The organism is Leuconostoc holzapfelii (assembly GCF_012396485.1).
In the GTDB taxonomy this organism is placed as follows: Bacteria; Bacillota; Bacilli; order Lactobacillales; family Lactobacillaceae; genus Leuconostoc; species Leuconostoc holzapfelii.
The window spans coordinates 22,932-48,429 of the sequence record NZ_JAAXPO010000007.1; the positions used below are offsets into that span (position 1 = coordinate 22,932).

30 protein-coding genes and 1 tRNA gene are annotated in these 25,498 nt (G+C 43.7%); 28 read left to right on the plus strand and 3 right to left on the minus strand.

What is annotated here, in order from left to right; all coding sequences use genetic code 11:
• Positions 1 to 10 precede the first annotated feature (10 nt).
• The 4 genes from HF966_RS06795 to HF966_RS06810 all read left to right on the plus strand — a co-directional run bounded on the left by HF966_RS06795 (position 11) and on the right by HF966_RS06810 (position 1,926).
• Positions 11 to 472, plus strand: coding sequence for a universal stress protein (locus HF966_RS06795; RefSeq protein ID WP_168677356.1), 462 nt, complete (start codon positions 11 to 13; stop codon positions 470 to 472).
• A 352-nt stretch (positions 473 to 824) separates the two neighbouring features.
• Positions 825 to 1,436 carry a cadmium resistance transporter gene (locus HF966_RS06800; RefSeq protein ID WP_168677357.1) on the plus strand — a complete coding sequence of 204 codons (612 nt, stop codon included), beginning with the start codon at positions 825 to 827 and terminating at the stop codon, positions 1,434 to 1,436.
• 7 nt (positions 1,437 to 1,443) lie between these two features.
• Positions 1,444 to 1,749: an ArsR/SmtB family transcription factor gene (locus tag HF966_RS06805; protein ID WP_168677358.1), complete on the plus strand. Its 306-nt coding sequence runs from the start codon at positions 1,444 to 1,446 to the stop codon at positions 1,747 to 1,749.
• A gap of 93 nt (positions 1,750 to 1,842) precedes the next feature.
• Positions 1,843 to 1,926: transfer RNA gene (locus HF966_RS06810), tRNA-Leu, on the plus strand.
• A gap of 82 nt (positions 1,927 to 2,008) precedes the next feature.
• Here HF966_RS06810 and HF966_RS06815 read toward each other — a convergent pair.
• Positions 2,009 to 3,172 carry a DUF2075 domain-containing protein gene (locus HF966_RS06815; protein ID WP_168677359.1) on the minus strand — a complete coding sequence of 388 codons (1,164 nt, stop codon included), beginning with the start codon at positions 3,170 to 3,172 and terminating at the stop codon, positions 2,009 to 2,011.
• A gap of 84 nt (positions 3,173 to 3,256) precedes the next feature.
• Between HF966_RS06815 and HF966_RS06820 the strand changes: the two genes are divergently transcribed.
• Positions 3,257 to 4,120, plus strand: a complete 864-nt coding sequence (locus HF966_RS06820; protein ID WP_168677361.1) for a glycosyltransferase family 8 protein — start codon at positions 3,257 to 3,259, stop codon at positions 4,118 to 4,120.
• A gap of 36 nt (positions 4,121 to 4,156) precedes the next feature.
• On the opposite strand, the gene HF966_RS06825 is transcribed toward HF966_RS06820, so the two are convergent.
• A complete protein-coding gene (locus HF966_RS06825) occupies positions 4,157 to 4,366 on the minus strand; it encodes a hypothetical protein (RefSeq protein ID WP_168677362.1) in 210 nt (69 codons plus the stop codon).
• Between the two features lie 245 nt (positions 4,367 to 4,611).
• Between HF966_RS06825 and HF966_RS06830 the strand changes: the two genes are divergently transcribed.
• From HF966_RS06830 to HF966_RS06940, 23 genes are all read left to right on the plus strand, one after another.
• Positions 4,612 to 6,246 carry a peptide ABC transporter substrate-binding protein gene (locus HF966_RS06830; protein WP_168677363.1) on the plus strand — a complete coding sequence of 545 codons (1,635 nt, stop codon included), beginning with the start codon at positions 4,612 to 4,614 and terminating at the stop codon, positions 6,244 to 6,246.
• Between the two features lie 300 nt (positions 6,247 to 6,546).
• Positions 6,547 to 7,500, plus strand: coding sequence for a ribonucleoside hydrolase RihC (gene rihC / locus HF966_RS06835; protein ID WP_168677450.1), 954 nt, complete (start codon positions 6,547 to 6,549; stop codon positions 7,498 to 7,500).
• A gap of 76 nt (positions 7,501 to 7,576) precedes the next feature.
• The gene (rsmG, locus tag HF966_RS06840) at positions 7,577 to 8,296 is read left to right on the plus strand and encodes a 16S rRNA (guanine(527)-N(7))-methyltransferase RsmG (protein ID WP_168677365.1); all 720 of its coding nucleotides are present in this window, start codon (positions 7,577 to 7,579) and stop codon (positions 8,294 to 8,296) included.
• Positions 8,297 to 8,378: 82 nt separating this feature from the next.
• Positions 8,379 to 9,140 carry a ParA family protein gene (locus tag HF966_RS06845; protein ID WP_168677366.1) on the plus strand — a complete coding sequence of 254 codons (762 nt, stop codon included), beginning with the start codon at positions 8,379 to 8,381 and terminating at the stop codon, positions 9,138 to 9,140.
• Positions 9,130 to 10,029 (plus strand): ParB/RepB/Spo0J family partition protein, encoded by a 900-nt coding sequence (locus tag HF966_RS06850; RefSeq protein ID WP_168677367.1) that lies wholly within the window; start codon positions 9,130 to 9,132, stop codon positions 10,027 to 10,029. The genes HF966_RS06845 and HF966_RS06850 overlap by 11 nt, the downstream gene beginning before the upstream one ends.
• A gap of 1 nt (position 10,030) precedes the next feature.
• On the plus strand, positions 10,031 to 10,237 hold the full coding sequence (locus tag HF966_RS06855) for a DUF951 domain-containing protein (RefSeq protein ID WP_168677368.1): 207 nt from the start codon (positions 10,031 to 10,033) through the stop codon (positions 10,235 to 10,237).
• 71 nt (positions 10,238 to 10,308) lie between these two features.
• Entirely contained in the window at positions 10,309 to 11,409 is a 1,101-nt protein-coding gene (ychF, locus tag HF966_RS06860; RefSeq protein WP_168677370.1) for a redox-regulated ATPase YchF, read from the plus strand.
• A gap of 67 nt (positions 11,410 to 11,476) precedes the next feature.
• Positions 11,477 to 12,181: a DUF1129 domain-containing protein gene (locus HF966_RS06865; protein WP_168677371.1), complete on the plus strand. Its 705-nt coding sequence runs from the start codon at positions 11,477 to 11,479 to the stop codon at positions 12,179 to 12,181.
• A gap of 12 nt (positions 12,182 to 12,193) precedes the next feature.
• Positions 12,194 to 12,883 (plus strand): response regulator transcription factor, encoded by a 690-nt coding sequence (locus HF966_RS06870; RefSeq protein ID WP_168677372.1) that lies wholly within the window; start codon positions 12,194 to 12,196, stop codon positions 12,881 to 12,883.
• Complete coding sequence (locus HF966_RS06875; protein ID WP_168677373.1) at positions 12,883 to 13,980, plus strand: sensor histidine kinase; 1,098 nt, start codon at positions 12,883 to 12,885, stop codon at positions 13,978 to 13,980. Before HF966_RS06870 ends, HF966_RS06875 begins: the two co-directional genes overlap by 1 nt.
• A gap of 105 nt (positions 13,981 to 14,085) precedes the next feature.
• Complete coding sequence (locus HF966_RS06880; RefSeq protein WP_168677374.1) at positions 14,086 to 14,787, plus strand: glucosamine-6-phosphate deaminase; 702 nt, start codon at positions 14,086 to 14,088, stop codon at positions 14,785 to 14,787.
• An 85-nt stretch (positions 14,788 to 14,872) separates the two neighbouring features.
• Positions 14,873 to 16,225: a glucose-6-phosphate isomerase gene (locus tag HF966_RS06885; protein ID WP_168677375.1), complete on the plus strand. Its 1,353-nt coding sequence runs from the start codon at positions 14,873 to 14,875 to the stop codon at positions 16,223 to 16,225.
• Positions 16,226 to 16,314: 89 nt separating this feature from the next.
• Positions 16,315 to 17,271, plus strand: a complete 957-nt coding sequence (comGA, locus tag HF966_RS06890; RefSeq protein ID WP_168677376.1) for a competence type IV pilus ATPase ComGA — start codon at positions 16,315 to 16,317, stop codon at positions 17,269 to 17,271.
• Positions 17,213 to 18,259, plus strand: a complete 1,047-nt coding sequence (locus tag HF966_RS06895; RefSeq protein ID WP_246586695.1) for a type II secretion system F family protein — start codon at positions 17,213 to 17,215, stop codon at positions 18,257 to 18,259. Before comGA ends, HF966_RS06895 begins: the two co-directional genes overlap by 59 nt.
• On the plus strand, positions 18,256 to 18,567 hold the full coding sequence (locus tag HF966_RS06900; RefSeq protein ID WP_168677377.1) for a competence type IV pilus major pilin ComGC: 312 nt from the start codon (positions 18,256 to 18,258) through the stop codon (positions 18,565 to 18,567). The genes HF966_RS06895 and HF966_RS06900 overlap by 4 nt, the downstream gene beginning before the upstream one ends.
• Positions 18,551 to 18,943 (plus strand): DUF2268 domain-containing protein, encoded by a 393-nt coding sequence (locus tag HF966_RS06905; RefSeq protein ID WP_168677378.1) that lies wholly within the window; start codon positions 18,551 to 18,553, stop codon positions 18,941 to 18,943. Before HF966_RS06900 ends, HF966_RS06905 begins: the two co-directional genes overlap by 17 nt.
• Positions 18,930 to 19,127 carry a hypothetical protein gene (locus tag HF966_RS06910; protein ID WP_168677379.1) on the plus strand — a complete coding sequence of 66 codons (198 nt, stop codon included), beginning with the start codon at positions 18,930 to 18,932 and terminating at the stop codon, positions 19,125 to 19,127. Before HF966_RS06905 ends, HF966_RS06910 begins: the two co-directional genes overlap by 14 nt.
• Positions 19,108 to 19,530, plus strand: coding sequence for a prepilin-type N-terminal cleavage/methylation domain-containing protein (locus HF966_RS06915; RefSeq protein ID WP_168677380.1), 423 nt, complete (start codon positions 19,108 to 19,110; stop codon positions 19,528 to 19,530). The genes HF966_RS06910 and HF966_RS06915 overlap by 20 nt, the downstream gene beginning before the upstream one ends.
• Positions 19,520 to 19,825: a hypothetical protein gene (locus tag HF966_RS06920; RefSeq protein ID WP_168677386.1), complete on the plus strand. Its 306-nt coding sequence runs from the start codon at positions 19,520 to 19,522 to the stop codon at positions 19,823 to 19,825. Before HF966_RS06915 ends, HF966_RS06920 begins: the two co-directional genes overlap by 11 nt.
• A gap of 31 nt (positions 19,826 to 19,856) precedes the next feature.
• Complete coding sequence (locus tag HF966_RS06925) at positions 19,857 to 20,861, plus strand: class I SAM-dependent methyltransferase (RefSeq protein ID WP_168677388.1); 1,005 nt, start codon at positions 19,857 to 19,859, stop codon at positions 20,859 to 20,861.
• A gap of 122 nt (positions 20,862 to 20,983) precedes the next feature.
• Positions 20,984 to 22,243 carry an acetate/propionate family kinase gene (locus HF966_RS06930; RefSeq protein WP_168677390.1) on the plus strand — a complete coding sequence of 420 codons (1,260 nt, stop codon included), beginning with the start codon at positions 20,984 to 20,986 and terminating at the stop codon, positions 22,241 to 22,243.
• 110 nt (positions 22,244 to 22,353) lie between these two features.
• Entirely contained in the window at positions 22,354 to 23,682 is a 1,329-nt protein-coding gene (locus HF966_RS06935) for an endolytic transglycosylase MltG (protein ID WP_168677392.1), read from the plus strand.
• A 275-nt stretch (positions 23,683 to 23,957) separates the two neighbouring features.
• A complete protein-coding gene (locus HF966_RS06940; RefSeq protein WP_168677394.1) occupies positions 23,958 to 24,920 on the plus strand; it encodes a GRP family sugar transporter in 963 nt (320 codons plus the stop codon).
• A gap of 79 nt (positions 24,921 to 24,999) precedes the next feature.
• Here HF966_RS06940 and greA read toward each other — a convergent pair whose 3' ends face one another.
• Complete coding sequence (gene greA, locus HF966_RS06945) at positions 25,000 to 25,482, minus strand: transcription elongation factor GreA (RefSeq protein ID WP_168677396.1); 483 nt, start codon at positions 25,480 to 25,482, stop codon at positions 25,000 to 25,002.
• Positions 25,483 to 25,498 lie beyond the last annotated feature (16 nt).

A 25,498-nucleotide genomic window follows, 5' to 3' on the forward strand; every position in this document is an offset into this window, starting at 1 on the left:
GAGAGATAAAATGAGTGAATTAGACTTAAACATCGAACCCATACAATTTAAGCACGTTTTAGTTGGCGTAGATGAATCAGAACAGGGATACGTCGCCTTGGCTAACGCCATTCATCAAGCTAGTGAAGACCAGGCTCATCTCATCATTGCTTCTGTGTTAGAAATGGGTGAATTATCAGCCATTGATGCGCTACATTTAGACGTCATTAAGGCGCGTCGTGCTGAAATCGAAGCCAATCTAGCAAAATATGCAGCTTACGCGAAGGCAAAAGGTGCAGAGCACGTGACGACAATTTTTGCCGATGGCGCTAAAGCTGGTGAGGTTTTGTTACAAGACGTTGCGCCTAAAGTGCAAGCGGATTTGATTATTGTTGGGGCACATTCACGGGAAGGTTTCTGGGATTCTTTGGGTTCACAAGCTGCCTACATTGCGCGCCATGCAACCATTTCATCAATGGTAGCACGCAGATAAAAAAACGCCGAAAGGCGTTTTTTTATGATAAACACGAAACCCCAGTGGACTAACGCGTCCACTGGGGCCTTTTTTTGAGAGATTTAAGAGAAAAGAATATTTGGGAGAGATTATTCGGAGAGAAGAGAGTGGCCCGTCCGGGGTTTCGTGTGTTGATGTGACCCATCAACAGGTGCCTAACATGGCAAATACCTACCTTTCTAAAACGCGTCGTTGTTTGAGATGACTTGTTTTTTGATTATTTATACTATAACGTGGCGAGATTAAATCAGCATAAAAATATTAATAATTTAACACATGAAATAAATTTCATGTTATAATATATGAAAAATAATTCATATAAGGATTGGATATGCTTGAAACTCTTTTAACTGCGTTTACTTCATATATTGGCACCACGTCAGATTACTTTGTGGTACTCCTCTTGCTATTTGCCCAATTCCGCACGCGACAACAGCGGCAAGCGCTCATTTGGGGCGCATATATTGGTAATGCGCTCTTAGTTGTTGCGGCGGTTGTCATCGCCCTTTTGTTAAAACGGGTGCCTGAACCATGGTTATTGGGCTTATTAGGCCTTGTACCTATTGCGATGGGCTTACAAAAATTTTTCTCGTCAGAAGATGAAAGCGACGAGGTTGCCGAAAAACTCGCGCAGATGAATCAACGCAGTGTGTTTGTCACTGTGATCGGCTTGACGGCGGGGACTTGTGGCGCCGATAATTTGGCCCTGTATATTCCGTACTTCACACTGGCTAATTTTGTTTATTTACCAGCGATTTTGGCAATCTTCGTGTTTGTTTTGACCATTGTCATCTTTTTGGCAAAAAAATTTACAGATTTTGCACCCGTGCATCGTTTCATGACCCGATATGGCGATCGGGTGCAACTGGTCATTTATCTCTTGCTTGGTAGTTATGTTTTATTTGATGCAGGGACCATACAGTATTTGTTCAGCCTGTTATAATAGGAGTATGAACAAAAAATCGATTAATGAATTGGAACAAATATTTAAAATACTAGGCAACCGACAGCGCTTGACTATCTTGACGCTTTTGCAAGAACGGCCTTATACGGTTTCAGAAATTATTGCGCAACTCGATATGGAACAGTCCGCTGTCTCGCATCAACTCAAGGTATTGCGGGAAGCACAGCTCGTCACAACGCAACGTCAAGGCCGTCTGGTTTTGTATTGCCTCAGTGATTCGCATATTTTAATTTTGTTAGATAATGCTTTAAAGCACGTAGATCATGTCTTTCATCACGATGTCGTCAACTAATTGGGCAAATTTAGAAAAAGGGGTTGACGAACTTGTTAATTCTTGGTATTCTTATATAGTTGTTTGATACGAAAAAACAACACAAGAATACATGCCGTTGTGGCGGAATTGGCAGACGCGCTGGACTCAAAATCCAGTGGTGGCAACACCGTGTGGGTTCGACTCCCACCGACGGCATCTTAAAAAGCTACCTCATTTAGAGGTAGCTTTTTTGTTGTGTTAAAAGTCATTAAAAAGCACGCCGAGTGACGGCGTGCTTTTATTTGGCTTGCAGTGCCAACAGACGTTGACGCAACGCGTCATCATAAGCGGTGAGGTAAAGACCGTACTTGCCGCGTTTGATCAGGACGTTTAAGACATTGGCAATAAAGTCTTGGTATTGTGCTGCTGTGAATTGCATATCTTGGCGCTTTTTAAAAATTTCCTTGTGGGAATATTTTTCTGGGATAATCGTCATTTTATCGGTTTTGGGATCATAACCAAAAGATGGCCCAATAATCATGCCGACATAGTTCAAATCAAAGCCTTGCAAGGTATAAATTGTGCCGACTTGGGTAATAGATGATTCGCGCTTCGCCCAGTGTGTGCGCTGTGGATCCCATTCATCCCATGGCAAGGAAAAGGTGTCCATTTCGACATTGTGGCGCCCATCAATGCGTGGAAAACCAGAAGTGGCCACGACACGGCTCAGGCCAACGGCTTGGTTTTGTGCTTTGATTTTCTCATAGAGTTCACCGGCAGTGGCAAACACTTCAAATTCAAACGGACTATCATTTGGGAACGGGGTTAGTGGCTGTTGGGCCGTCAGGCGATCCAGCCAGTCCACTTGTGCCGGGCTAGCCACCATCCGATACTGGAAATCTAGATCAAATTGACGATGAGGGTGTTGGCTGATCGTTTTGCGTAGTAAGTCATGTGACCAATACATTTTGGATTGGAAGACTTGATTGAAATCGTAGACAACGACAACAACTTTGGCAAGGTTCATCAGATCAGTTAACTGATTGTTACCGCGGTAATGCGCGTATGGTTCAGATTTTGAGTAGAGAAGATGCGCTTCATCAACAAAAATCACATCATATTGGCGATGATTTTTCTGAGCGTCGTTGATTAGTGCCGTGGGCCGGCGGATGGCTTTGGGATTCAGGCCGGGGAATGCTTTGGCCATATCTTGGTACGCCTTATATAATTCGGGATGGTTGACAACAAGGGCGGTTTTAAATCGCTTGTCTGTCATGTATTGTTTCACCAATTGCATCAGCACCACGGATTTACCAGTCCCAGCGGCGCCTTGTATAACCGCTACGGCATGGTCTTTTTTGTCTAGGTGTTGTGCAATGTAAGTGTTCATGTCGGCAATGACATGTTGTTGCTCATCAGAAAGGTTATCAATCAGAAATTGTTCTTTTAATATTTTATTCATGTTTTCGGCTCCAATGCCCCTTATTATACTATAGTTGGCTTTCTTGGTGCGATGGCCGCATTAAAATTGTGTATAATATAAGTTATGAATAGAGATAATTTGGGACAAAATCGCCTCACGGGAGAGTCAATCAATGTTCTAGTGACGGTAGATGCTAACTACATTAAACCGTTAAAAGTACTGTTATTTTCACTTCAACAAAACAATCGTCAGCAGGCTTTTGATATTTGGTTGTTGCATGCTGGCATTACGGATGAAGCATTATCGGCACTGGCTAATTTTGTTGCGCAGTTGGGGTTTACATTACATGTGATAAAAGTTGACATGACGTTATGGGATGCTGCGCCAACGTTCAAACAATACCCACCAGAAATGTATTTCCGCCTACTTTGTGGCGCCTATTTACCAGCAACGCTCAAACGGGTCATCTATCTTGATCCAGATATTTTGGTCATTAACCCCATTAAACCGTTATATGATTTACCATTAAACACACATATGATGGCTGCGGCAAGTCATATGGGATTGACCGGCATTACGCAAACGATTAATCACGTGCGTTTAGGCACGAAACAGGCTTATTTTAATTCAGGTGTGATGTTGATGGATCTTGACAAAATGCGAGCGCGTATCCACTTAACAGATATTTTGGATGTCATTACGAAACGGGGCAAAGAATTAATTTTACCCGACCAAGATATTTTAAATTTCTTATACGGGGAGGAAATTTTGCCGTTACCTGAAGAGATTTGGAATTATGATACCCGCGATAACATCGTCCACTTTGCTAAAAGTCTTGGCGAGGTCGATATGCAATGGGTGATTAAAAATACAGTAATTTTGCATTTTTGTGGCCGACCAAAACCTTGGGAAAAAGGTGGCATGAATCGCTACGCAGTGCTTTATCAGCATTATGAACAGTTACTTTATCACGCCTTTGGTGATTAAAAAACAGCCGCTTGACGTTTCGTCAAGCGGCTGTTTTTATGCAGACCATTCATTTGTCTGAAAATCAGTCAAAATTCGGTCAAATTCAACTATTTGTGCATCGTTAGGGAGATGATGGGCGTGTCGGAAGTCCTCCCAAAGCTGCTGAACACGTGCAGGGACATGCTCTAATGCCGTATCTCCTGTCGCTTGGCCGTAAACGTCGCGACTCCATTCAGTGCTAATATTGTATTCCAGTCCAGTCATATCTTCAATACCCTTAGTGTTAAAATTTGTTAGATATATAATATAACATATAAAATTTGACACGCCTATTTTTTTGCTTCCTAAAAGTAACATTTTAATAAAGTGGTCTCATATTCAAATCGTAATATCATTTTTAAAAGCGTGTTCGATGTAAATTCACGTCAAAGATAATAATATAAACACTTGAAATTATTATATCATGAGATTATAATGAGATTTATCAAAAATAATAATGGGTGAAGCAAATGAAGAATTGGCAAAAATATGCGGCTGGTGGCGCAGTGGTCGTCGTCGCGTTAGTTGGTACACGGGCAGCAGGACTTTGGGGTAACTCACAAGGCGGCAATCATCAGGTGTTACATTTTTCACTACCGACGCCATTAAATGGGTTGGACACAGCAACAATCACGGATGAGTATTCGATGGATATTGCTGGTAATGCAGGGGAAGGGTTGATGCGCGCCGATAAGAACGGCACACCACAACCTGCCCAAGCGCAATCAGTCAAAGCGTCAGCAGATGGTAAAACATGGACCATTACGTTACGCCCTAATTTAAAGTGGTCAGATGGGTCAAAGCTGACAGCAGCAGATTTTGTTTATGGTTGGCAGCGTGCTAACGATCCTGCCACGAAGTCTGAATATGCCTATCTGTACAGTGGCATTAAAAATGCTGACAAAATTCAAGCTGGGCAAGCGGATAAAAAAACACTCGGCATCACCGCTAAAGGTAATGTTTTGACGGTCACATTAGAAAAGCCAATGCCACAATTTGAAAGTTTGCTGACTTTCCCGACTTTCTTCCCGCAACAGGAAAAGTTTGTGACTAAGCAGGGGAAAGGATTTGCGACGACGTCTGCTAAGTCGCTTTACAATGGGCCTTACAAATTTGAAGGTTGGCAAGGGACGAATAACGAATTTAAGTTAGTTAAAAATGATAATTATTGGGATGCCAAGCATGTCAAGACACCAGAAATTGATTTCCAAGTGATTCAAAAGCCTGAAGTTGCCGTTCAAATGTATAAGACTGGGAAATTAGATGCGGCTTTAGTCAATACACCCCAACTGGCCCAAGCGAATAAAGGGAATAAAGGCTACCGCGTAACGCCTCAAGCGACAACGGTCTACTTAGCTTATAACCAATCTGGCAGTGTGAAAGCTTTGACCAATGATAAAATTCGACAAGCGTTGAATTTGGCAACTAATCGGCCAGAGTTAAACGCTCAGGTCTTGTCTGGGACGTCAACATCTGCCACAACCTTTACGCCAAAAGGCTTAAGTCAAGCCAATGGTGAAGATTTTGCAACTTATGCGAAGCAAGATTATAGCTATGATCCGACCAAAGCCCAGGCCTTGTTTAAAGCAGGGTTGGCAGAAATTGGTGCAACGTCGGTCACACTGGAAATTGAAGCTGATACGGATCGTGTGGCCAATGCCAAAGATGTTGTGAATTATTTGCAAGGCCAATGGAGTAAGGTATTACCCGGCTTGAAGGTGACGGAAAAGTTCGTGCCGTTTAAGCAGCGTTTGCAAGATGGGACGAACAAAAATTTCCAAATTATGCTGACACAATGGGGTGCCGATTATGCTGAACCAACGACTTTCTTAGATTTGGCAGCGACAGACAATCCTAACAACTATAACCACAATAGTACCCCAGCTTACGATGCCTTATTGGCAAAGGCTACCGGGGTTGACGCGACAAATGATTCGCAACGCGCAGTTGACGAACAAGGCATGGAGAAAATTATCCATGAACAGGCCTTGCTCAACCCGCTTTATTATCAAGCGCAACCTGAGCTGGTCAATCCACAGATTTCTGGTTTCTATCACCATGCTGTGGGTGTCCCACTTGATTTTAAAACAGCCGTGCGTCAATAAACGAAAAGCACAAGTTGCCTTGGCAACTTGTGCTTTTTTTAGGATAAAAAAGGCCGTGCCTAACCAAATGTTTGGTGGCACGGCTGCTGCAATCAAATTGACCGCTTTTCCTTTAAGCGGCCAAAACGATTGAGCGATACTGTGTTGCATGACTCAAAAGTTATGACCCCCTTTCCTAGATTGACTACAGTTTACAACCTCGTTGGGTAAAAATCAAGGCCTTTGCTCGGAGGGGATTTTGTTATAATGGGGGTAACAACAGAAGATGGAGGTAAAGCGTGGCAACCACGTTCAGGACAGATGACAAATAGCATACCAGTAATTTTAGATACCGATCCAGGGATAGATGATGCGGCCGCAATATCGGTTTTACTCACAGATCCGCGTTTTGACGTGCGGCTTATTACCACCGTTGCCGGTAACGTGTCTGTGGCAAAAACAACCAAAAATGTGTTGAAATTAACACATTTCTTTCAACGTGCTGATGTTGCCGTGGCACGCGGTGCCGAGAAACCGTTAATTAAACCCTATCAAGATGCTGCAAATATCCATGGCGCAAGCGGCATGGCCGGATATGATTTTGCTGAGCCAACGACACAAATCATTCAAAAACCAGCGGTTGAAGCAATGCGTGACACATTGTTAGCAAGTCAAGAGAAGTTAACGGTGGTGGCAGTGGGAGCCTACACGAATTTAGCCATGCTCTTGCAACATTACCCTGAAGTGCAAGCTAAGATTGACCGCGTTGTGGTGATGGGCGGTAGTCTATCGGGTGGCAACATGACTTCTGTAGCTGAATTTAATGTCTTTACAGATCCCGATGCGGCCAAAATTGTTTTTGAAAGTGGGCTAGATATTACGATGATTGGCCTAGATGTAACGCTGAAAGCCTTGTTAACGGCAGAATCCATGGTGACCTTGTCGCAGATGAATTTGACGGGTGAGATGCTGACCGGGTTGTTTCGAGCTTATGGTGATGGGTCTATGCAAGCGGGCAAGCCGATGCATGATGTGAACACGCTATTTTATTTATTGTCACCAGAAAAGTACACAATTAAGGATTATTGGGTGGACGTTGTGACCACTGGACCGGCCATTGGTGCGACCGTTGCTGATATTCATGCCAAAACGCATCAACAGACAAATATTCATGTTGCAACTGCGATTGATGCAGCGGCGTTTAATGCGTGGTTTTTATTAGAAATTGCCAAAATTCAAGACGCGGCGATAGCCCCCGGTAAGCTTGAAAATTAGGCTTTTTTCAGGTATTCTAGTATTAGTTGTAATTGGCGCTTTTCGTGCTGCAAAAACTTGAAAATGGAGTAAGAAATTGACAGTCGATGAGTTTATTTCAGCCTTGAAAAACGCTGGTATGACATTAACCGAAAAACAGATTCAGCAATTTGAACAATACTATGCCCTCTTGGTGGCTACCAATGAACATGTCAACCTCACGGCCATTACGGAAAAAAATGATGTTTACTTAAAACATTTCTATGATTCCTTGACTGTGGCGCAGTATGAGACAGCCTTACAAGATTCGCACGGGACATTGATTGATGTTGGGACAGGGGCTGGGTTCCCATCATTACCACTTAAAATTGCCTACCCGAATTTAAACATCACAATGGTTGACGCCCTTAAAAAGCGTGTTAACTTCTTGCAAGAAGTTGTCACAACCTTGGGTTTGTCAGGCGTGACGATTGTGCATGGTCGGGCGGAAGATATCGGTCAAGACCCAAAGTATCGTGAACAGTTTGACTTTGCGACCGCGCGTGCCGTGGCGAGAACGAGTGTCTTGGCAGAATATACGCTACCTTTTGTCAAAATTGGGGGCGAATTTCTCGTCATGAAAGGGGCTGCTGCCGAACAAGAATTAGCAGATGGCCAGCAAGCCTTAGCCACATTGGGCGGGCAGTTGCGTGACGCTTACGAATTTACTTTGCCAAACGGCGATACACGTTTTGTACAAATTGTCGCAAAAACTAAAAAAACACCAAAAAAGTATCCAAGACAAGCGGGTACCCCAAGTAAAAAGCCGATTGGATAAGCTTGGAAAGACTACTCTGGCGCCTTTGCGTGCCAATAGAACACGCACAGATGTGTGGTAACAGAAAGGACGTCAAAACCAAATGGCACAAATAATTGCATTAGCCAACCAAAAAGGTGGCGTCGGTAAAACAACGACCAGTGTTAACCTGGGGGCAGCCTTGGCGCAAGCAGGACAACGTGTCTTACTTGTAGATATCGATGCGCAAGGCAATGCCACGAGTGGGTCTGGCATTGATAAATCTGAACTTGAACGCGATAGTTATGATGTCATTGTGGACAATGTGGCTTTGCGTGATGTGATTGTGCCAACAGACAATTATGACTTGGTGCCGGCAACGATCCAACTTTCCGGCGCGGAAATCGAACTAGCCGATAAAGATGCACGCGAGTATCGTTTAAAGACGGCGTTAGCCACAGTCAATGATGACTATGATTTTATTTTAATTGATAATCCACCGGCTTTAGGCTTACTAACAGTTAACGCCTTCACAGCAGCTGATGCGATTTTGATCCCCGTACAAACAGAATTTTATGCGCTAGAAGGTTTGGGCCAATTATTAAATACGATTGAGTTGGTACGACAACAGTTTAACGCCGAATTAGATATCGCAGGCATTCTGTTGACCATGTATGATGGTCGGACGAATTTGGCCAAACAAGTCGCTGAAGAAGTACGCCAGTACTTTGGGGACAAGGTGTATGACACAGTGATTCCGCGCACAGTACGATTGAGTGAAGCGCCATCTTATGGCCAAGCAATTATTGATTTTGATCCACGTTCAGTTGGTGCACAAGTCTATACAGAATTGGCACAGGAGGTCTTGAAGCAATATGGCAACTAAAAAAGGTGGGCTTGGTAAAGGGCTAGGTGGCTTGTTTAATGCAAACAATGTGACAGAGGAAGCCTTAGAGCATACAAAGTCAGTGACAAAAAAGGCACGTGACACAGAACAGGTTGAAAAATTGTTGTTAGACCAGATTGTTGCTAACCCATTTCAACCACGCCATCATTTCGATGAAGAAAAGCTAAATGAACTGGCAAAGTCGATTCAGTCTTCTGGGGTTTTAACGCCGATTATCGTCCGCCGTGCAGGTCAACAATACCAAATTATTGCGGGTGAACGGCGGGTGCGTGCCTCAAAATTGGCCGGACTAACGACAATTAGTGCGATTGTGCGGACAGTTGATGATGACACAATGGCCGCAGTGGCTCTTATTGAGAACTTGCAGCGAGATGATTTGGATGCTATCGAAGAAGCACAAGCTTATCAAGCGTTGATGGCTCAACTGCAATTGACGCAAGCTCAACTGGCTGAAAAAGTGGGTAAAGAACGGACAACTGTGGCCAATGCCGTGCGATTGTTGAAATTGCCAACAGCGGTACAAAATCTTGTGCAAGCTGGCGAGCTGACGATGGGACATGCCCGTGCTATTTTAGGCTTAAAGTCCGCGCGACAAATTGAAAAGGTTGCCGCTTTGGTGGTGACGCGCCAGTTAAGTGTTCGTCAAGTAGAAGCTTTGGTCAAGCAGATGAATGCTGGTGAGACCGAAAAGCCGCAAAAAGTGGTATCACCGTACGTCACGGCGATTGCTTCACAATTAGAAGAAAAATTTGGGACGAAAGTCAAAGTGAATGCTGGGGCCAAGGGTCAGGGTAAAATTGAGATTAATTATGTCTCAAATGATGATTTGAGTCGTATCTTAGATTTGTTAGAGATTGAGGTCGAGTAAGATGGTGTTACCATTGGACTACAACTTAAACGATATTGTTGAAATGAAAAAGCCGCATGCTTGCGGGGCCAATGCATGGCAAATTACGCGTGTTGGGGCCGATATTAAGTTAAGCTGCACGCAATGTGGTCGTGGAATCATGATGTCGCGTTTTGATTTCAATAAGCGGCTCAAGAAAATTTTACGTTCAGCAGATGCTGAGTCGTAATTGGTTTGATTAAGAAAGGAAACGTGCTCCAAAAATTGCGCCTGAGCGCAATTTTTGTCACATACTAAAACATGGCACTTACTGCTGGAATCGTCGGCTTACCAAACGTCGGCAAATCAACACTTTTTAATGCAATTACCAAAGCTGGGGCTGAAATGGCCAACTATCCCTTTGCCACAATTGAACCCAACGTGGGGATGGTCGAAGTCCCAGATGATCGTTTAGCGCGGATTCAAGAACTCGTGCCTGCCGACAAAATTATTCCAACAACCTTTGAATTTACCGACATTGCCGGGATTGTCAAGGGGGCGTCACAAGGTGAAGGCTTGGGCAATAAGTTCTTGGAAAATATTCGCCAAGTGAACGCGATTGTGCACGTGGTGCGGGCCTTTGATGGGGATGACATTATTCATGTTAATGGCGTGGTTAACCCGTTAGATGACATTGACACGATTAATACGGAATTAATTTTGGCCGATTTGGAAACAGTTGATAAGCGTTATGCCAAAGTGGCACGTGCAGCAAAGGGTGCCGATAAAGATGCCAAAGCGGAATTTGCCGTTTTGGAAAAGATTAAGCCGGTCTTGGAAGCGGGAAAATCTGTCCGTTCAATCACCTTTAACGAAGATGAACAAAAGATTGTCAAGGGTTTGTTCTTGTTGACCACTAAACCCGTTTTATATGTGGCCAACTTAGCAGAAGACGACATGGCGGATCCAGAAAGCTCAAAGTACTTTAATGAGATTAAAGCCTTTGCTGCGACGGAAGGTGCTGATGTGATTGGCTTGTCAGCTAGTGCGGAAGAAGAAATTGCGCAATTAGCGGACGAAGACAAGGCGGAATTCTTGGAAATGGCCGGGGTCACGGAACCTGGCTTGAACAAGTTGATTCGCGCAGCGTATCATTTGTTGGACTTGCGGACATTCTTTACTGCGGGTGGTAAAGAAACACGGGCCTGGACATTTAAGGCGGGGATGAAAGCACCACAAACAGCGGGTGTGATTCATTCAGACTTTGAGCGTGGGTTCATTCGTGCCGAAACCATTGCTTTTGCTGATTTGGATCAGTTGGGTTCCGTTAAGGCAGTGAAAGAAGCGGGAAAGTTGCGTTCAGAAGGTAAAGAGTACGTTGTCAACGATGGCGACATTATCGAATTTAGATTTAACGTGTAAGCATGGCCTGGACACATAGTCTGTTAAGCGGCAGGAGCCGTGTACATATTGCTGGAGGAAGCAAAAAATGGCAGAAGTAAAACACCAATTAACCAAAAAGAATGAAGACTTTATTTTTCATTTTAAGAAATTGTTAGCTCAAAACAGTCAGTTGTCCGCAGAACAAATTGAAGCCGCCACAGACGAAGTGACGACTAAGCTTTTAACGGCGCAAGGGACAGGGACCACGGCAGCACAGCTTTTTGGCACGCCGACCCAAGCTGTGGCACAATATCTTGATCCCAAAAAGTCCAATAAGAAACTACATGATTACAAATTCTGGCAACTCGCATTGGATACGTCAATGGCAATTTTGATGTTGTTTGCTGGGGTCTTTGGTTTAACACTCTTTTTTTCAAAGCAAGCCACAGGTCAAGGTGCAGGCATTGTCTCACTACTATTGATTGCAGCCCTTGGGGGTTCAATTTATACTGCGGTGGTGTTGAAGTTAACCCCTGACCCAAAAGCAACGCAGGCAGAACCTAAATCACGTCGTTGGCTATATCTTGGGCTTGCCTTAGTCGCGTGGATTGTTGGTTTCATTGTCTTGGGCTTGTTACCACCAATCATCAACCCAACGTTGCCACCGCTGGCCTATCTTATTGTGGCAGTCGCTGCGTATGGCGTCTTCCGTTGGAACCGACAACAAGCTGGCCTACAAGGTGGCGGGTTCTTGGCTATTAGCCAATTGTCACAGCAAGCCCGTTTAGAATCTAGCCAAGCAAAGAAATAAAAGGAGCCGAAGATGAAGATTTTAGTTGTCGACGATGATATTGAAATTGCTGAATTACTTGAAATTTATCTCAAAAATGAAGGCTACGAACCCATCATGGCAACCGATGGCAAAGAAGCGCTCTCAAAGCTCAATACGAACCCAGATATTGCCTTGATGATTTTGGATGTCATGATGCCAAACATGAACGGTTTGGAAGTGGTTAAGACTGTGCGTAAAGATAGCCGCATCCCTATCTTGATGTTATCTGCCAAATCAGGCGACATGGATAAAATTCAAGGCTTGATCACTGGAGCAGATGATTATGTGACAAAACCATTTAACCCGTTGGAAGTCATGGCGCGCGTGCGGTCACTTTTACGTCGTGCTGAAAATGCTGTTCAGGACCAAACACCAGATGTTTTGGATATTGGCTCACTGGTCATCAATAAAGATAGTCATGAAGTGAAGACATCTGATGGTGATTTGGTGAATTTAACGGCGCTGGAATTTGGCATTTTATATCTTTTGGCTTCGCATCCTAATCGTGTGTTCTCAGCAGATGATATTTTTGAACGGGTTTGGCAACAAGAATCAGTCGTGTCAGCGAAAACAGTGATGGTCCACGTCTCACATTTGCGTGATAAAATTGAAGAGGCAACAAGTGGCGATCAAGTCATCCAAACTGTTTGGGGCGTTGGCTACAAAATTGAAGTAAACTAATGAAAAAATTGGCGTTGTTTTTAAAGCACAATCGCACAAAAATTTATTATGCGGTGGTGACAACTTTGTTGCTACTGCTTTTTAGTTGGTCGGTGTATTCAGCCGCTACGATGGCCTTGGGGCGCTTACAATCGCTACCAAGTCTTTGGCAGTGGGGCGTGATTTCAGTGTTGGTCATCGGTGATGGTATTATTGTGATTTGGCAGTATGTGCGTTTACGTCAAGCTGAGAGTTTGACGCGTCTCATTCATGATATGCAGACCATTGCAAATGATAATTCAGACATGCAAATTGACTGGCAAGCGATGTATGCCCCGCAAACGCAGGCCCTAATTGATGTGACCAATACCATTTCTAAGCACACGCAAGCGATTCGTGAAGAAGAACGGGAGAGTGAGCGTTCAAAAGATGAAATGATTACCAATATTTCACACGATTTACGCACCCCACTGACGGCAATCATTGGATATTTAGGCCTGGTTGAAATGAATGGCACGCAATTAAGTGCGGCTGATCGTGCCAAGTATATTCACACTGCTTACAGCAAGTCCAACCAAATGAAGGTGCTTGTCGAAGATTTGTTTGAATTCTCGAAAACCCAAGCCCATGATGCGGTGTTGAATATGACGACGTTGAGCCTAGGTGATTTATTTGCGCAATTAATTGCCAGTTATGAAATCGAGGCCCATGAACATCATCTGGCACTGACACAGATTGTAGATCCTGAATTAATTGTCATCGAAGCCGATTCGGATAAACTTGCCCGCGCGTTGATGAATTTAATGAGTAATGCGTTTAAATATGGTGAAGGGGCTACTTTTATTAAGTTGACTGCGCAAGTGAAAGCCGATGAAGTGGAAATTCGCGTGATTAATGATGGGATTAAAATTCCTAGTGCCGCCTTAACCGACATTTTTGACCGTTTTTATCGTGTCGAAAGCTCACGTAACAGCCAGACTGGTGGCACTGGTTTAGGCTTAGCTATCGTCAAGGGGATTGTTAATCAACATCATGGTCGGGTGCGAGCGACTTCAGATGATGACCTGACAACCTTTATTGTGACGCTACCATTAAAACAAACGGTTAACAGTGACTAAAAAGACAGACCATTAGGTCTGTCTTTTTTGCTATTTTCAAATGCAAAAAAGTGTGTTATTATATTGGTATAGACCAAATCGGTATAGACCAATAAGGAGGCTATTATGCGAATTATTCAAGTAAGTGATGCAAGTGCTGGCGCACAACGCGCTTTTGAAATCTATGAAACGGCGTTGGCGCAAGGTATAAAAGTCATGGGCTTAGCCACGGGTGCCACGCCGATTGCATTATATGATCATTTTGTGGCCAGTGCGTTAGATTTTTCAAACATCACGGCGGTCAATTTGGATGAATATCTGGGTTTGACCAGCCAAGATCCGCAAAGTTACCATTACTTTATGCAACAACATTTATTTAATCAAAAGCCCTTTAAGCAAACTTTTATCCCCGATGGCGCAAGTTCAGATGGCCAACAGGCAGCACGGGCATATGACAAAATACTGGCACAAAATCCAATTGATATCCAGTTATTAGGCCTTGGCCGAAATGGCCACATTGGTTTTAATGAACCAGGGACCCCATTTGACGCGACGACGCATCTTGTGAATTTAACGCCGTCGACCATTGCGGCTAACGCGCGCTTCTTTGATGAGCCAGCGGCTGTGCCGACCCAAGCCATTTCAATGGGCATCGCTTCGGTGATGTCAGCCAAAAAGATTCTTTTGATGGCGTTTGGCGAAGAAAAGGCCACCGCGGTCGCTGCCACAGTGAATGGGCCAGTGACGACTGATGTCCCAGCATCTGTTTTGCAAACACATCCAGATGTGACCATCATTATTGATGACGCAGCCGCATCAAAATTGTGATAGAATAAAATTGTAAGCGCTTAACAAATTTTAAGGAGGAAACGCGCCACCACCTGATTCAACGTGGGGACGCTTGGCTAACGCTATGGCACACATTACTTTTGATACAAAGAACATTGAAAACTTCGTGGCCGAACATGAATTTTTGGAAATGCAACCATTAATTACAATGGCCGATCAACAACTACGCAACCGGACAGGTGTGGGGGCCCAATACTCTGATTGGCTCACCTTACCAACGGATTATGATCAAGCAGAGTTCGCCCGAATTCAGGCAGCTGCCAAGCGTATCCAAAGTGATTCAAAAATTCTTGTCGTGATTGGTATCGGTGGGTCATACCTTGGTGCCAAAATGGCAGTGGATTTCTTGAATCCGATGTTTAATAATGAATTGTCAGATGATCAACGCCAAGGTGTTAAAATTTACTTCGCTGGTAATTCTACCTCAGCATCGTATTTGAATGATTTGGTGCGTGTTATTGGGGATCAAGACTTCTCTGTGAACGTGATTTCTAAATCAGGTACAACCACTGAACCTTCGATTGCTTTCCGTGTCTTTAAGCAATTGCTGGAAAAGAAATACGGCGAAGCCGCAGCTAAGCAACGTATCTATGCTACAACTGATGCCAATCGCGGTGCGCTTCACGATGAAGCCGCTGCTGCTGGTTATGAAACGTTTACCATTCCGGATGGCGTTGGTGGTCGTTTCTCAGTGTTAACAGCTGTTGGCTTGTTGCCAATCGCTGCTAGTGGGGCTGATATTGCTGCGTTGATGGCAGGAGCTAAAGATGCTCAAGTTGAATATTCAGATGCTGACTTGACTAAGAATGAAGCGTATAAGTATGCGGCAGCACGGCGCATTTTGTACGATAAGGGCTACACAACAGAACTATTAATTAACTGGGAACCTTCGATGCAGTATCTGTCAGAGTGGTGGAAGCAATTGATGGGCGAATCAGAAGGTAAAAACCAAAAGGGCATTTACCCATCTTCAGCTAACTATTCCACTGATTTACACTCACTTGGCCAATATATTCAAGAAGGTCGTCGTGATTTGTTTGAAACGGTTGTTAAGCTTGACAATCCGGTCTCAAACTTGGACTTACCACATGAGGCAGACAATAATGACGGCTTGCAATATCTTGAAGGGATTACAATTGATGAAGTGAATACGAAGGCCTCACAAGGCGTGACCCTAGCCCACGTTGATGGTGGCGTGCCTAACTTAGCGGTGCATTTGCCAGCCCAAGATGCCTATACATTAGGTTATATGATTTACTTCTTTGAAATGGCTGTGGGGGCTTCAGGCTATACGTTTGGTATCAACCCATTCAACCAACCAGGTGTGGAAGCCTACAAGACAGCGATGTTTGCCTTGTTAGGTAAGCCTGGTTATGAAGCAGAGACCAAGGCATTCCGTGCTCGTTTAGGTGAATAAAATTTAAAATACTCAACACGCGTTTGCGTGTTTTTTTTGTGAGGAAAAAACAATCATGCCGTATCATCTCGATAGACTGAGGGAGCCAAATGAATACGATTTTAGAGGATGCGATTGGGTGCCATGCCAACGACATTTATGTGTTACCACATACTGACACGCACTATGTTGTGAAATTTCATATTGATGGGCGGTCATCACGTTATTTGACGTTGACCAATGCAGCGGCACAACAAATGATTTCAGCGGTAAAATACCGGGCAAAAATGAATATTTCTGAACGTCGTCGGCCACAGCTTGGGCGATTCGTCCATCAGGATACATGGATTCGCGTGTCAACGGTTGGTGATTTTTTAAACCGTGAAACGTTGGTTTTACGGCTTATTTATCAAGCAAGCGGTGATCAAAACTGGCTTGATCCGAGCCAATTTGACCAACTTTATCATGAGATGCCAAGCGCTGGTCTCTTCTTGATGTCTGGGCCAACAGGTTCTGGCAAGACGACGACGTTGTACCAATTATTAACTCAATTAGCTGAGCATAAGCTCGTATTGACGATTGAAGATCCGGTTGAAATTCATCAACCGCAATTCGTGCAACTACAAGTTAATGACGAGGCGGGTATTCATTATGATGAATTGATTAAAGTAGCTTTGCGTCATCGCCCAGAAATTTTATTGGTGGGGGAAATCAGAGATAAGTTGACAGCAGAAGCGGCCATTAAAGCAGCTTTAAGTGGGCACCTAGTTCTAAGTACGATTCATGCCATGTCGGCACGTGATGTGGTCTTACGTTTACTTGATTTAGGGGTTGATAGCGCACAACTTGCAGTGGCTTTAACAGGGGTGGCCTATCAGCGTTTAGTGATGACGACGGCTGCGACGCAGGCGGCCATTGTGGATCATTTATCAGCAGATGTTATCGGCCGAATTTTGCATGGCGAGCAATGGCCTAAATTTTCGCAAGAATGGCAGGAGGTGCTGGCACATGCATTGGCGACCAAGCAAATTGCAAACGATGTTTACCAGACGTTCACCGACCTTTAAACGACAAGATCAAGTGGTATTTTTTCAGGAACTTGGGGAATTGTTGCAATCTGGTTATAGTATTGCGCAAAGTTTGGATATTCTAGCGGCGGCACATGAGCGTTGGGTGACTTGGTTGACCCGAGTAAAACATGGGTTAAATCAAGGAATCCCACTCAATATTATTTTAGACCATGATGTTAGTCGGCCGATTTTATTACAGATAAAATTAGCCGATCAGCACGGTAACTTATCGCAAACCCTAGTTGAAATTGGGCAAAATTTAGCACAGATTCAGCAACAACAGCAAAAGATAAAGCAGGTGTTGCAATACCCACTGGTTTTAATTTGTTTACTGTTCGTCATGCTGGTGGGGATGAAGTGCTTCTTATACCCAATTTTGCAGCAATGGCAGGGAGCGCCTGACAACACGACAAGCCAGACAAGTGAGACGTTTTATCTGATCATTGGTATTTTGATTGGTTTGATTGGCTTAGGTATTTTACGGTGGCGCCAAATGTTAGCACAGCGTCGACTCGTCATATTAGCGCATTTATGGTGGATTGGGCCTATTGTTAAAGCCATTGTGACCTATCAAGTGGCGCAACAATTAGCCACCTTATTGGCGAATGGTTTAACAGTGCCTGAAATTATCGAAGAAATGTGTGACGTACGTGCGGCAAAAAATAAACATCTTGCTGTGGTTTTAGCAGAAGATGCACGCCGATGGCTGAAAACAGGTCAAACATTGTCGGATTACATTTTGAAACAACCTTATTATAATCGTGCGTTAGCCGGCTACTTTTCGCGTGGTCACGAACCTCAGGTACTAGCCGGTTACTTGGCGTACTATGCAAAAAATCAATTACAACAGGTTATGCAGCGGACGAACCGCTTAATTGGCACATTGCAGCCGCTCCTTTTTGGCATCATTGGCCTAGCCATCATTGCCGTCTACTTATCAATGCTACTGCCAATGTATCAGACAATTGGAGGGTTATACCAATGAAATTTTTTAAACGCACCCAGCGAGGTTTCACACTCATTGAAACAGCCATCGTCTTGTTCATCATTAGTCTACTCATGTTACTCATTTTGCCGAATTTGAATACCCAAAGAAAAAAGGCAGTGACAACGCATGCGACAGCCATGGTTTCAACCATCCAGACGCAAGTTGATTTATACATTAACGATCATCCTGATACCAACCCGGTGACTTACACAGACCTTGTGAATTCTGGTTATTTATCCAACCGTCAAGTCCAAAAAGCCAAAGAACTCAAAATTACAATTAGTAACAATGAAGCACACCAGTAGGGGGTATACACTGCTTGAATCGCTGATTGTCCTCGGGCTGGTTGCGGGCATGCTATTCATTGGGACGACTGTTAATGCACCAAAAGTGAGTGTAACGCGTTGGACAGCCTCATTTGATGCACGGTGGCAACAAGTACGATTAACGGCACAAACGCGTCAGCAGGTGGCGGTCGTCGATTTTCAAGCAACGAGGATCAGTTTTAATGGGCAAAAACTCGCTTATCCTAGGGGCTATCTGAATCAAAAACCACAAAAAATTCGAGTTTTAGCAACGGGCTATGTCGCACCGACAACCGTCATACTCACACAGCAGATGCATACCATTAAAATCATTTTTAGTTTAGGAGGTGGGGCCTATCGCATTGTCCAAACGTAAACCAGCATTTCTACTTGGCGAAGCGTTGATAACGTTAAGCTTACTAAGTGGCATGCTGGTGCTAGAGTATGAACAATTAAGTCAGTTTAAGCAACAAGAACAAAAGTTAAGTCGACAATATGATGCAATGAAACAAGACAGTCTTGACGCGATGAAAGCCTGGCATGCTTATGCTCAAAAATAAGGTTCAAGCGTTTACGCTGTTAGAAGCGCTGATTGCATTAGGTGTCTTAGGCTTAGTTTTTGCAACAATACAATGTGTGTTGCCAAGTTTTCGGACACAGGCCCCGATGCCACTAGATGCTTCATTACGGGCAGTCACTTACCAATTGACTGCACAAAAGTATACCCGCGTGGCGGTTTCACCCCATCAATTGCAATTAAAGAGTCATGATGGTAAAAACATGACGCTTGAGGTGGTAAAACGGCGACTGCAATTATCGGGCGAGGGCGCAGGACAAATTATTTTAATCCCGGAGGTGCAAGATTTTGATGTGCAAGATCATGAGGCTTATCTGCAACTTGAAGTACTGGGCGAAAACAAACAACGAGCAACCGAAGCGCTGTATTTGCCGCGTGCCCCATAAACTGATCCAACAACCAGGGGCGGTTTTTGGATCTGCGCTGGTCATTTTAGGGTTTTTAGGTGGGTTAATACTGTTACAAAATGTCGTGTTGAATGCCAGATTACAAACGCAGCGACAGATGATTCGATTAGCTGAACTCGATAAATTACAGTTTAAAGCGAGTTTACATTATGAGCAAACGCATCAAGCGGTCTTCACGTTGGATCAACGACGCATTTCAGTGTGCGAAGATCAGCTCACGATCCGTATTGGCAAGACAGGTTACACCAGATCTTTGCACCATCCGGCACCTTGAAAACCGCATGAAAACACGCTAAAATAAGGCTATGACACAAGATAAAATCGCACAATATTTCGATGCGTTAACAACGCGTTCACAAGCTTTAGCACAAGATACTGCGATGAGTTTGACATCAGCACTCACTGAGGTGCTTGAAGACCTCGCAAGTGGCCAGGTGCAATACGTAGCAGGCAAGCCAACGCCCGCTGTTGCAGAGCAAATACAGACCTTAATTGCGCAATTAGATTGGCAGCACATGGCCACATCAGATTTGCGGAAAACGTTGCAATTGGCAATTTTAAAAGCCAACCGTGATGATAAAACGCAAGCAAACCATCAAATTACACCTGACGGGATTGGTTATTTATTGGCTGATTTTTTGATGCAAACAGCGCAACTTAAGACAGGTGACACCGTGTTAGACATGACTGTTGGCGCAGGTAATTTGCTCTATACAGTGAATGATGTCTTAAAAATGAATGGACTTGACATTCAGCGTGTGGGCATTGATAACGATGAGTCACAACTCGCTTTGGCAACAGCAGTCGACCAATTATTGCACCAAGGCACCACAACTTTCTACCAAGAAGACGTGGTCGCCATCACCGAAGCGCCCAAAGCTAAGGCCGTCATTGCTGATTTGCCAGTGGGTTACTATCCTTTGCAACCGTCTGAAAAGTATGACACGCAAGCCACGACAGGCCGTTCATTTGTACATCAATTGCTAATTGAAAAAAGCCTCGATTTTGTCACGGATGATGGTTGGGTTTATTTAATTGTCCCGGCCAATGTTATGACAGGCGAGCAAGCAAAAAGTTTATTGAAATTTTTGACTCATCAAGCACAATTAAAGGCTTTTTTGCAATTACCGGCTGCTTTCTTTAAAGATGCGCGCGCAGCAAAAGCAATGCTTGTGTTACGCAAACATGGCGTAGGGCAACAAGGGGAAGTGCTGATGGGGCAGTATCCGCCATTAAAAGACATTGATGGATTGAAAAAATTTTTGCAAGATATTAAAGCTTGGGTTACACTGGATAAAGAGCAAAACTGAACCTGATACGATGACGATGCACTAAATATTTGGGTGTTGATGTCGCCAACACCAACAAACCTGATATTTTAAGCCTGTCACGAATCAGTACACGTTTAAGAAAGACAGGTAAAAATTTAATCATGGCTAAAACAATGGCTGTAAACGCAGGTAGTTCTTCATTGAAATTTCAATTGTTGGACATGCCAGCAGAACAAGTAATGGCTCAAGGAGTAATCGAACGCATTGGCATGGATGATGCCATCGTGACTATCAAGTACGGCGTCGAAACGAACCAAGGCACACACTTGGCAGATCAGTCGGCCGATGGTAGCAACGTGACCGTCTCACAAGATGGCCAGATGCATAAGTATGAAAATGTCTTACCAATCAAAGATCATCAACAAGCCATTAATTTTATGTTGCAAAAATTGACAGACCTCGGTATTATTGCTGACTTTAGTGAGATTACCGGCGTGGGGCACCGTGTGGTTGCGGGTGGAGAATGGTTTAACCATTCTGTTTTGGTCACGAAGTCAGTGTTAGAAAAAATTGACCGTTTAGCTGACTATGCACCACTGCATAATCCAGCCAATGCGATGGGGATTCGCGCCTTTCAAAAATTGCTACCAGATGCGATTTCGGTTGCTGTATTTGATACCTCATTCCACCAAACGATGCCTGAAGAAAATTATCTTTATGCCTTACCATACGAATACTATACGCGTTATGGTGCGAGAAAATATGGTGCCCATGGTACGTCGCATCGGTATGTTGCTGGCCGAGCAGCAGAAATGTTGGGCCAACCATTGGCTGATTTGAAGCTGATTACCTTGCACTTAGGCGCCGGGGCTTCCATCACTGCCGTGAAAGATGGCAAGTCATTAGACACATCGATGGGCTTCACCCCACTTGCGGGTGTGGCAATGGCGACGCGTTCTGGGGATGTTGATCCGTCATTGATTTACTACATTCAAGAGCATGAGGGGTTGTCAAATGAGGAGATGTTGACAATCTTAAATAAGAAGTCTGGCCTGTTAGGCTTATCAACGATTTCTTCTGATATGCGTGATTTGTTAGAAGTGAGTGAGACAAACGACCATGCCCGTCTGGCAGTCAAGGTCTTTGTTAATCGCATTGTGAAGTACATTGGACAATATATTGCCGAAATGGGGGGCGTGGATGCCTTAGTATTTACCGCAGGTATTGGTGAAAACTCAGCACCCATCCGCCAAATGATTATTGATAAACTGGCTTATTTTGGGGTGACACTAGATGCAACCGCAAACCAGACACGTGGGCAAGAAATTGAAATTTCTGACCAAAATTCCCGAGTAAAGGCCCTCCTTGTGCCAACCAATGAAGAACTCATGATTGCGCGAGATGTTGAGCGATTTAAGTAATGTGCTCTTAATCTTTCATGATGGGAAAATATGATAAAATATAACGGGTCGGCTAGTATATCTGCATACTAGCCGCTTTCATTTTTAAGATAATTTTTAGAAGGTGAATTATGGAATCTAGAAAAGAACGGCACCAGCATGAAATTCAAGCTGCTGAGGCGCTAGACGCAGCGCAAAATAATGCGCCATATGATCCCAAGAATCCATTTAATGAGGCTTTTGGCAATGGCCGCGGTCCTAAAAAACGCGGGCCATTCAAACGGATTTTAACGATGCTCGTCATCGCATTGGTGCTACTAGGTGTTGTGTTTGGGGCGAAAGCCCTGTTAACTGATAAATATGCTGCGCTTAATCCAAAAGATACCACGTTTATAACCGTGAAGATTCCAGAAGGATCAACAGCCCTGCAAATGGGTCAAACGTTAGAAAAGAAAAAAGTCATTACCAACGGGCAGGTATTTTATAAATATGCCATGTCCCAGGGTGCTGAAAAGCTCCAAGCGGGTACTTATCACTTATCGCCATCACAAACGATGCAATTAATTTTCAATCAAATGGCGGCAGGCCCCACATCAGAACCTCAGTTGCCTAAAGGATATGGGTATGTCACTGTTGGACAAACACCAGATCAAGTTGCAGTGAATCTAGCGGATCAGGTGAAGTCGGTATCAGCCCAAGATATCCTGTCAGCGCTCAATGATAAACAGTTGATCGATCAGATGTACAAGAAATATCCTGACTTGTTGCGCGGCATCAAGCAGTCAAGCACAAAGCAGGCGGTGCTCTTAGATTACGTTTATCCGCAAGCCTTTGATCTTCGTCAGGCCAAGACAGCCAAGGCGATTGTCGAGGTCTTGTTACAAACGTCAGATAAGACGATGCAACCTTACTATAAGACGCTTCGAGCCAACGGCATGGCCACCCCTAATGTGATGGCCTTGGTGGCTACTTCTGGGAAAGCTGAATTTGAGCGCCGGCTAGCCTTCATTCAAAAAATTGCGCCTTACGCACAAGAACTAGCGAAAAAATATGGCATTTTGGCCTCAATCTCGATTGCACAAGCCGCGCACGAATCCAACTGGGATAATTCAAAGCTGTCATCGAAATACAACAATTTCTATGGTGTGAAAACACAAGACACCACGCCGGGAAATTCGGTGGTCTTAGATACCACAGAATACGTGGATGGCAAGCCACAAACACAACAAGCCCGCTTTGCGGTCTATAGCAGTTGGAAAGACAGTATGAAAGAGCACGCGGAAACCTTAGTTAACGGGAATACTTGGAACCCAACACAATTTAAGGATGTTCTGAATGCAAAGGATTACAAATCAGCTGCTAAAGCTTTGTATGATGATCACTATGCAACGGATGTAAATTATACAAAACTCCTAGTTAACTTGATTGAAACATGGCACTTACAGCGCTATGATCAGTAAGAAAAGCGACCAATTATTTGGTCGCTTTTTCTTTTAGTCATTGATCAAATTTATGGCGGTTATATCATAAAAGTCAGTATGGTATTGTTTTAACAACGATTAAAAAGATGGATTTATGATAATTCTATATGAAACGATTGAAAAACAATGATTGTGAATGAAAACGTTTACAAAAATACGAGAAAAGGGTTGTGTAAACGTTTTCATTCGTGTAAAATAGTTCTAGTAAACAAATCATGTTAGCACACATGATCAATATAAGGAGCGATTTATAAATGAATGCAGCAATTCTGTTGGCACTTGTACCAGCACTAGCATGGGGTTCAGTTGGCCTTGTGAATACCAAAATGGGCGGCTCAGCTGGTCAACAAACACTGGGCATGACCTTTGGTGCGTTAATCTTTGGATTAGCGACAATGTTCTTCTACGTGATGCCAAATCACGCCTACCTTGGCTCACAAATTTGGACAGTAGGGATTGTTTCAGGCCTTGTTTGGGCTGTCGGAACAGCCGGCCAATTCCTAGCCATTAAGGACCTTGGTGTCTCATTGGCGATTCCGTTGTCTACAGCGGGTCAAATTGTTACTAACGCGTTGATGGCCGCTGTGGTTTTGGGCGACTGGAAGACTGGTAAGATGTGGGCAATTGGCATTATTTCAATCGTTGCCGTTGTCATCGGTGCCACGTTAATTTCAGCCCGTGATAAGGCGTTGAACTCTGGTATTTCTGGCCAAGCAGATGCGAAGAGTATGACTAAGGGTTTGATTTACTTGGTCATTTCAACGGTTGGCTACATGTTCTACTTTGTTTTGCCCAACTTCTTGAACAAAATTGGCTACATTTCAGATGCCATTAAGGCGAAGAACAATGGCGTTGACTATATGACAGCAATCGTTGGTCCACAAGCCATTGGTCAAGTGATTGGTGCTTTCTTGATTGTCATCTTTGTTTTGAAAGAAGCAGACAAGATGTTTGAAAAGCCAACTTGGAAGAATATTTTGACTGGTTTGGTTTGGGCAACAGGTAACATCTTCATGTTCATCTCAGCTGCAAATCCTGCTGTAGGACAAACTATTGCCACAACATTCTCACAATTGGGTATTATCGTTGCCACATTTGGTGGTATTTACTTACTTGGTGAAAAGAAGTCAAGTTATCAAATGAAGTTGATCATCATTGGGACAATCCTTGTGGTTGTCGGTGCCATTATTATTGGTAACATTAACCAATTCGCATAATCGATTAAACCAGAGCAATCTGGTTTTTTTATAGCAAAAAAGCCTGATACATGAAGTGTATCAGGCTTTTTGCAACGTCTTACTTTTCAACTTTTAGAATTTCAACATCGATGCTATCACCACTTGGTAATGGCACAGAAACTTTGTTGCCAACCTTTTTACCTAGTAATGCAACAGCCATTGCAGATTCATTTGAAATTTTACCAGCAAGTGGATCAGATTCCGTTGAACCAACAATCACATAAGTTTCTGGTTCTTCATCAGGTAATTCTTTGAACGTCACGGTCTTACCCAAAGAAACTTCGTCAGCTGCCGTGGCATTAGGGTCAATGATTTCAGCGTTTTCAATCATTTTCTTTAATGTCAAGATGCGGCCTTCAACAAAGGCTTGTTCGTCTTTAGCTGACTGGTATTCAGAGTTTTCAGACAAATCACCGTATGAGCGGGCAATTTGGATACGATTTGTAATTTCAGGACGTTGGTTTGAGATGAGATCTTCCAATTCAGCTTGGAGCTTTTCACGACCTTCAGCTGTCATTGGAAATACTTTTTCTTCTGACATATAATGATTTCCTTTC

Bases quoted from the DNA above. Each gene is read 5' to 3' on its own strand.
- HF966_RS06795 (WP_168677356.1), top strand. From the start codon at position 11: ATGAGTGAATTAGACTTAAACATCGAACCCATACAATTTAAGCACGTT.
- HF966_RS06800 (WP_168677357.1), top strand. From the start codon at position 825: ATGCTTGAAACTCTTTTAACTGCGTTTACTTCATATATTGGCACCACG.
- HF966_RS06805 (WP_168677358.1), top strand. From the start codon at position 1,444: ATGAACAAAAAATCGATTAATGAATTGGAACAAATATTTAAAATACTA.
- HF966_RS06815 (WP_168677359.1), bottom strand. From the start codon at position 3,172: ATGAATAAAATATTAAAAGAACAATTTCTGATTGATAACCTTTCTGAT.
- HF966_RS06820 (WP_168677361.1), top strand. From the start codon at position 3,257: ATGAATAGAGATAATTTGGGACAAAATCGCCTCACGGGAGAGTCAATC.
- HF966_RS06825 (WP_168677362.1), bottom strand. From the start codon at position 4,366: ATGACTGGACTGGAATACAATATTAGCACTGAATGGAGTCGCGACGTT.
- HF966_RS06830 (WP_168677363.1), top strand. From the start codon at position 4,612: ATGAAGAATTGGCAAAAATATGCGGCTGGTGGCGCAGTGGTCGTCGTC.
- rihC (WP_168677450.1), top strand. From the start codon at position 6,547: ATGACAAATAGCATACCAGTAATTTTAGATACCGATCCAGGGATAGAT.
- HF966_RS06845 (WP_168677366.1), top strand. From the start codon at position 8,379: ATGGCACAAATAATTGCATTAGCCAACCAAAAAGGTGGCGTCGGTAAA.
- HF966_RS06850 (WP_168677367.1), top strand. From the start codon at position 9,130: ATGGCAACTAAAAAAGGTGGGCTTGGTAAAGGGCTAGGTGGCTTGTTT.
- HF966_RS06855 (WP_168677368.1), top strand. From the start codon at position 10,031: ATGGTGTTACCATTGGACTACAACTTAAACGATATTGTTGAAATGAAA.
- ychF (WP_168677370.1), top strand. From the start codon at position 10,309: ATGGCACTTACTGCTGGAATCGTCGGCTTACCAAACGTCGGCAAATCA.
- HF966_RS06865 (WP_168677371.1), top strand. From the start codon at position 11,477: ATGGCAGAAGTAAAACACCAATTAACCAAAAAGAATGAAGACTTTATT.
- HF966_RS06870 (WP_168677372.1), top strand. From the start codon at position 12,194: ATGAAGATTTTAGTTGTCGACGATGATATTGAAATTGCTGAATTACTT.
- HF966_RS06875 (WP_168677373.1), top strand. From the start codon at position 12,883: ATGAAAAAATTGGCGTTGTTTTTAAAGCACAATCGCACAAAAATTTAT.
- HF966_RS06880 (WP_168677374.1), top strand. From the start codon at position 14,086: ATGCGAATTATTCAAGTAAGTGATGCAAGTGCTGGCGCACAACGCGCT.
- HF966_RS06885 (WP_168677375.1), top strand. From the start codon at position 14,873: ATGGCACACATTACTTTTGATACAAAGAACATTGAAAACTTCGTGGCC.
- comGA (WP_168677376.1), top strand. From the start codon at position 16,315: ATGAATACGATTTTAGAGGATGCGATTGGGTGCCATGCCAACGACATT.
- HF966_RS06895 (WP_246586695.1), top strand. From the start codon at position 17,213: ATGCATTGGCGACCAAGCAAATTGCAAACGATGTTTACCAGACGTTCA.
- HF966_RS06900 (WP_168677377.1), top strand. From the start codon at position 18,256: ATGAAATTTTTTAAACGCACCCAGCGAGGTTTCACACTCATTGAAACA.
- HF966_RS06905 (WP_168677378.1), top strand. From the start codon at position 18,551: ATGAAGCACACCAGTAGGGGGTATACACTGCTTGAATCGCTGATTGTC.
- HF966_RS06915 (WP_168677380.1), top strand. From the start codon at position 19,108: ATGCTTATGCTCAAAAATAAGGTTCAAGCGTTTACGCTGTTAGAAGCG.
- HF966_RS06925 (WP_168677388.1), top strand. From the start codon at position 19,857: ATGACACAAGATAAAATCGCACAATATTTCGATGCGTTAACAACGCGT.
- HF966_RS06930 (WP_168677390.1), top strand. From the start codon at position 20,984: ATGGCTAAAACAATGGCTGTAAACGCAGGTAGTTCTTCATTGAAATTT.
- HF966_RS06935 (WP_168677392.1), top strand. From the start codon at position 22,354: ATGGAATCTAGAAAAGAACGGCACCAGCATGAAATTCAAGCTGCTGAG.
- HF966_RS06940 (WP_168677394.1), top strand. From the start codon at position 23,958: ATGAATGCAGCAATTCTGTTGGCACTTGTACCAGCACTAGCATGGGGT.
- greA (WP_168677396.1), bottom strand. From the start codon at position 25,482: ATGTCAGAAGAAAAAGTATTTCCAATGACAGCTGAAGGTCGTGAAAAG.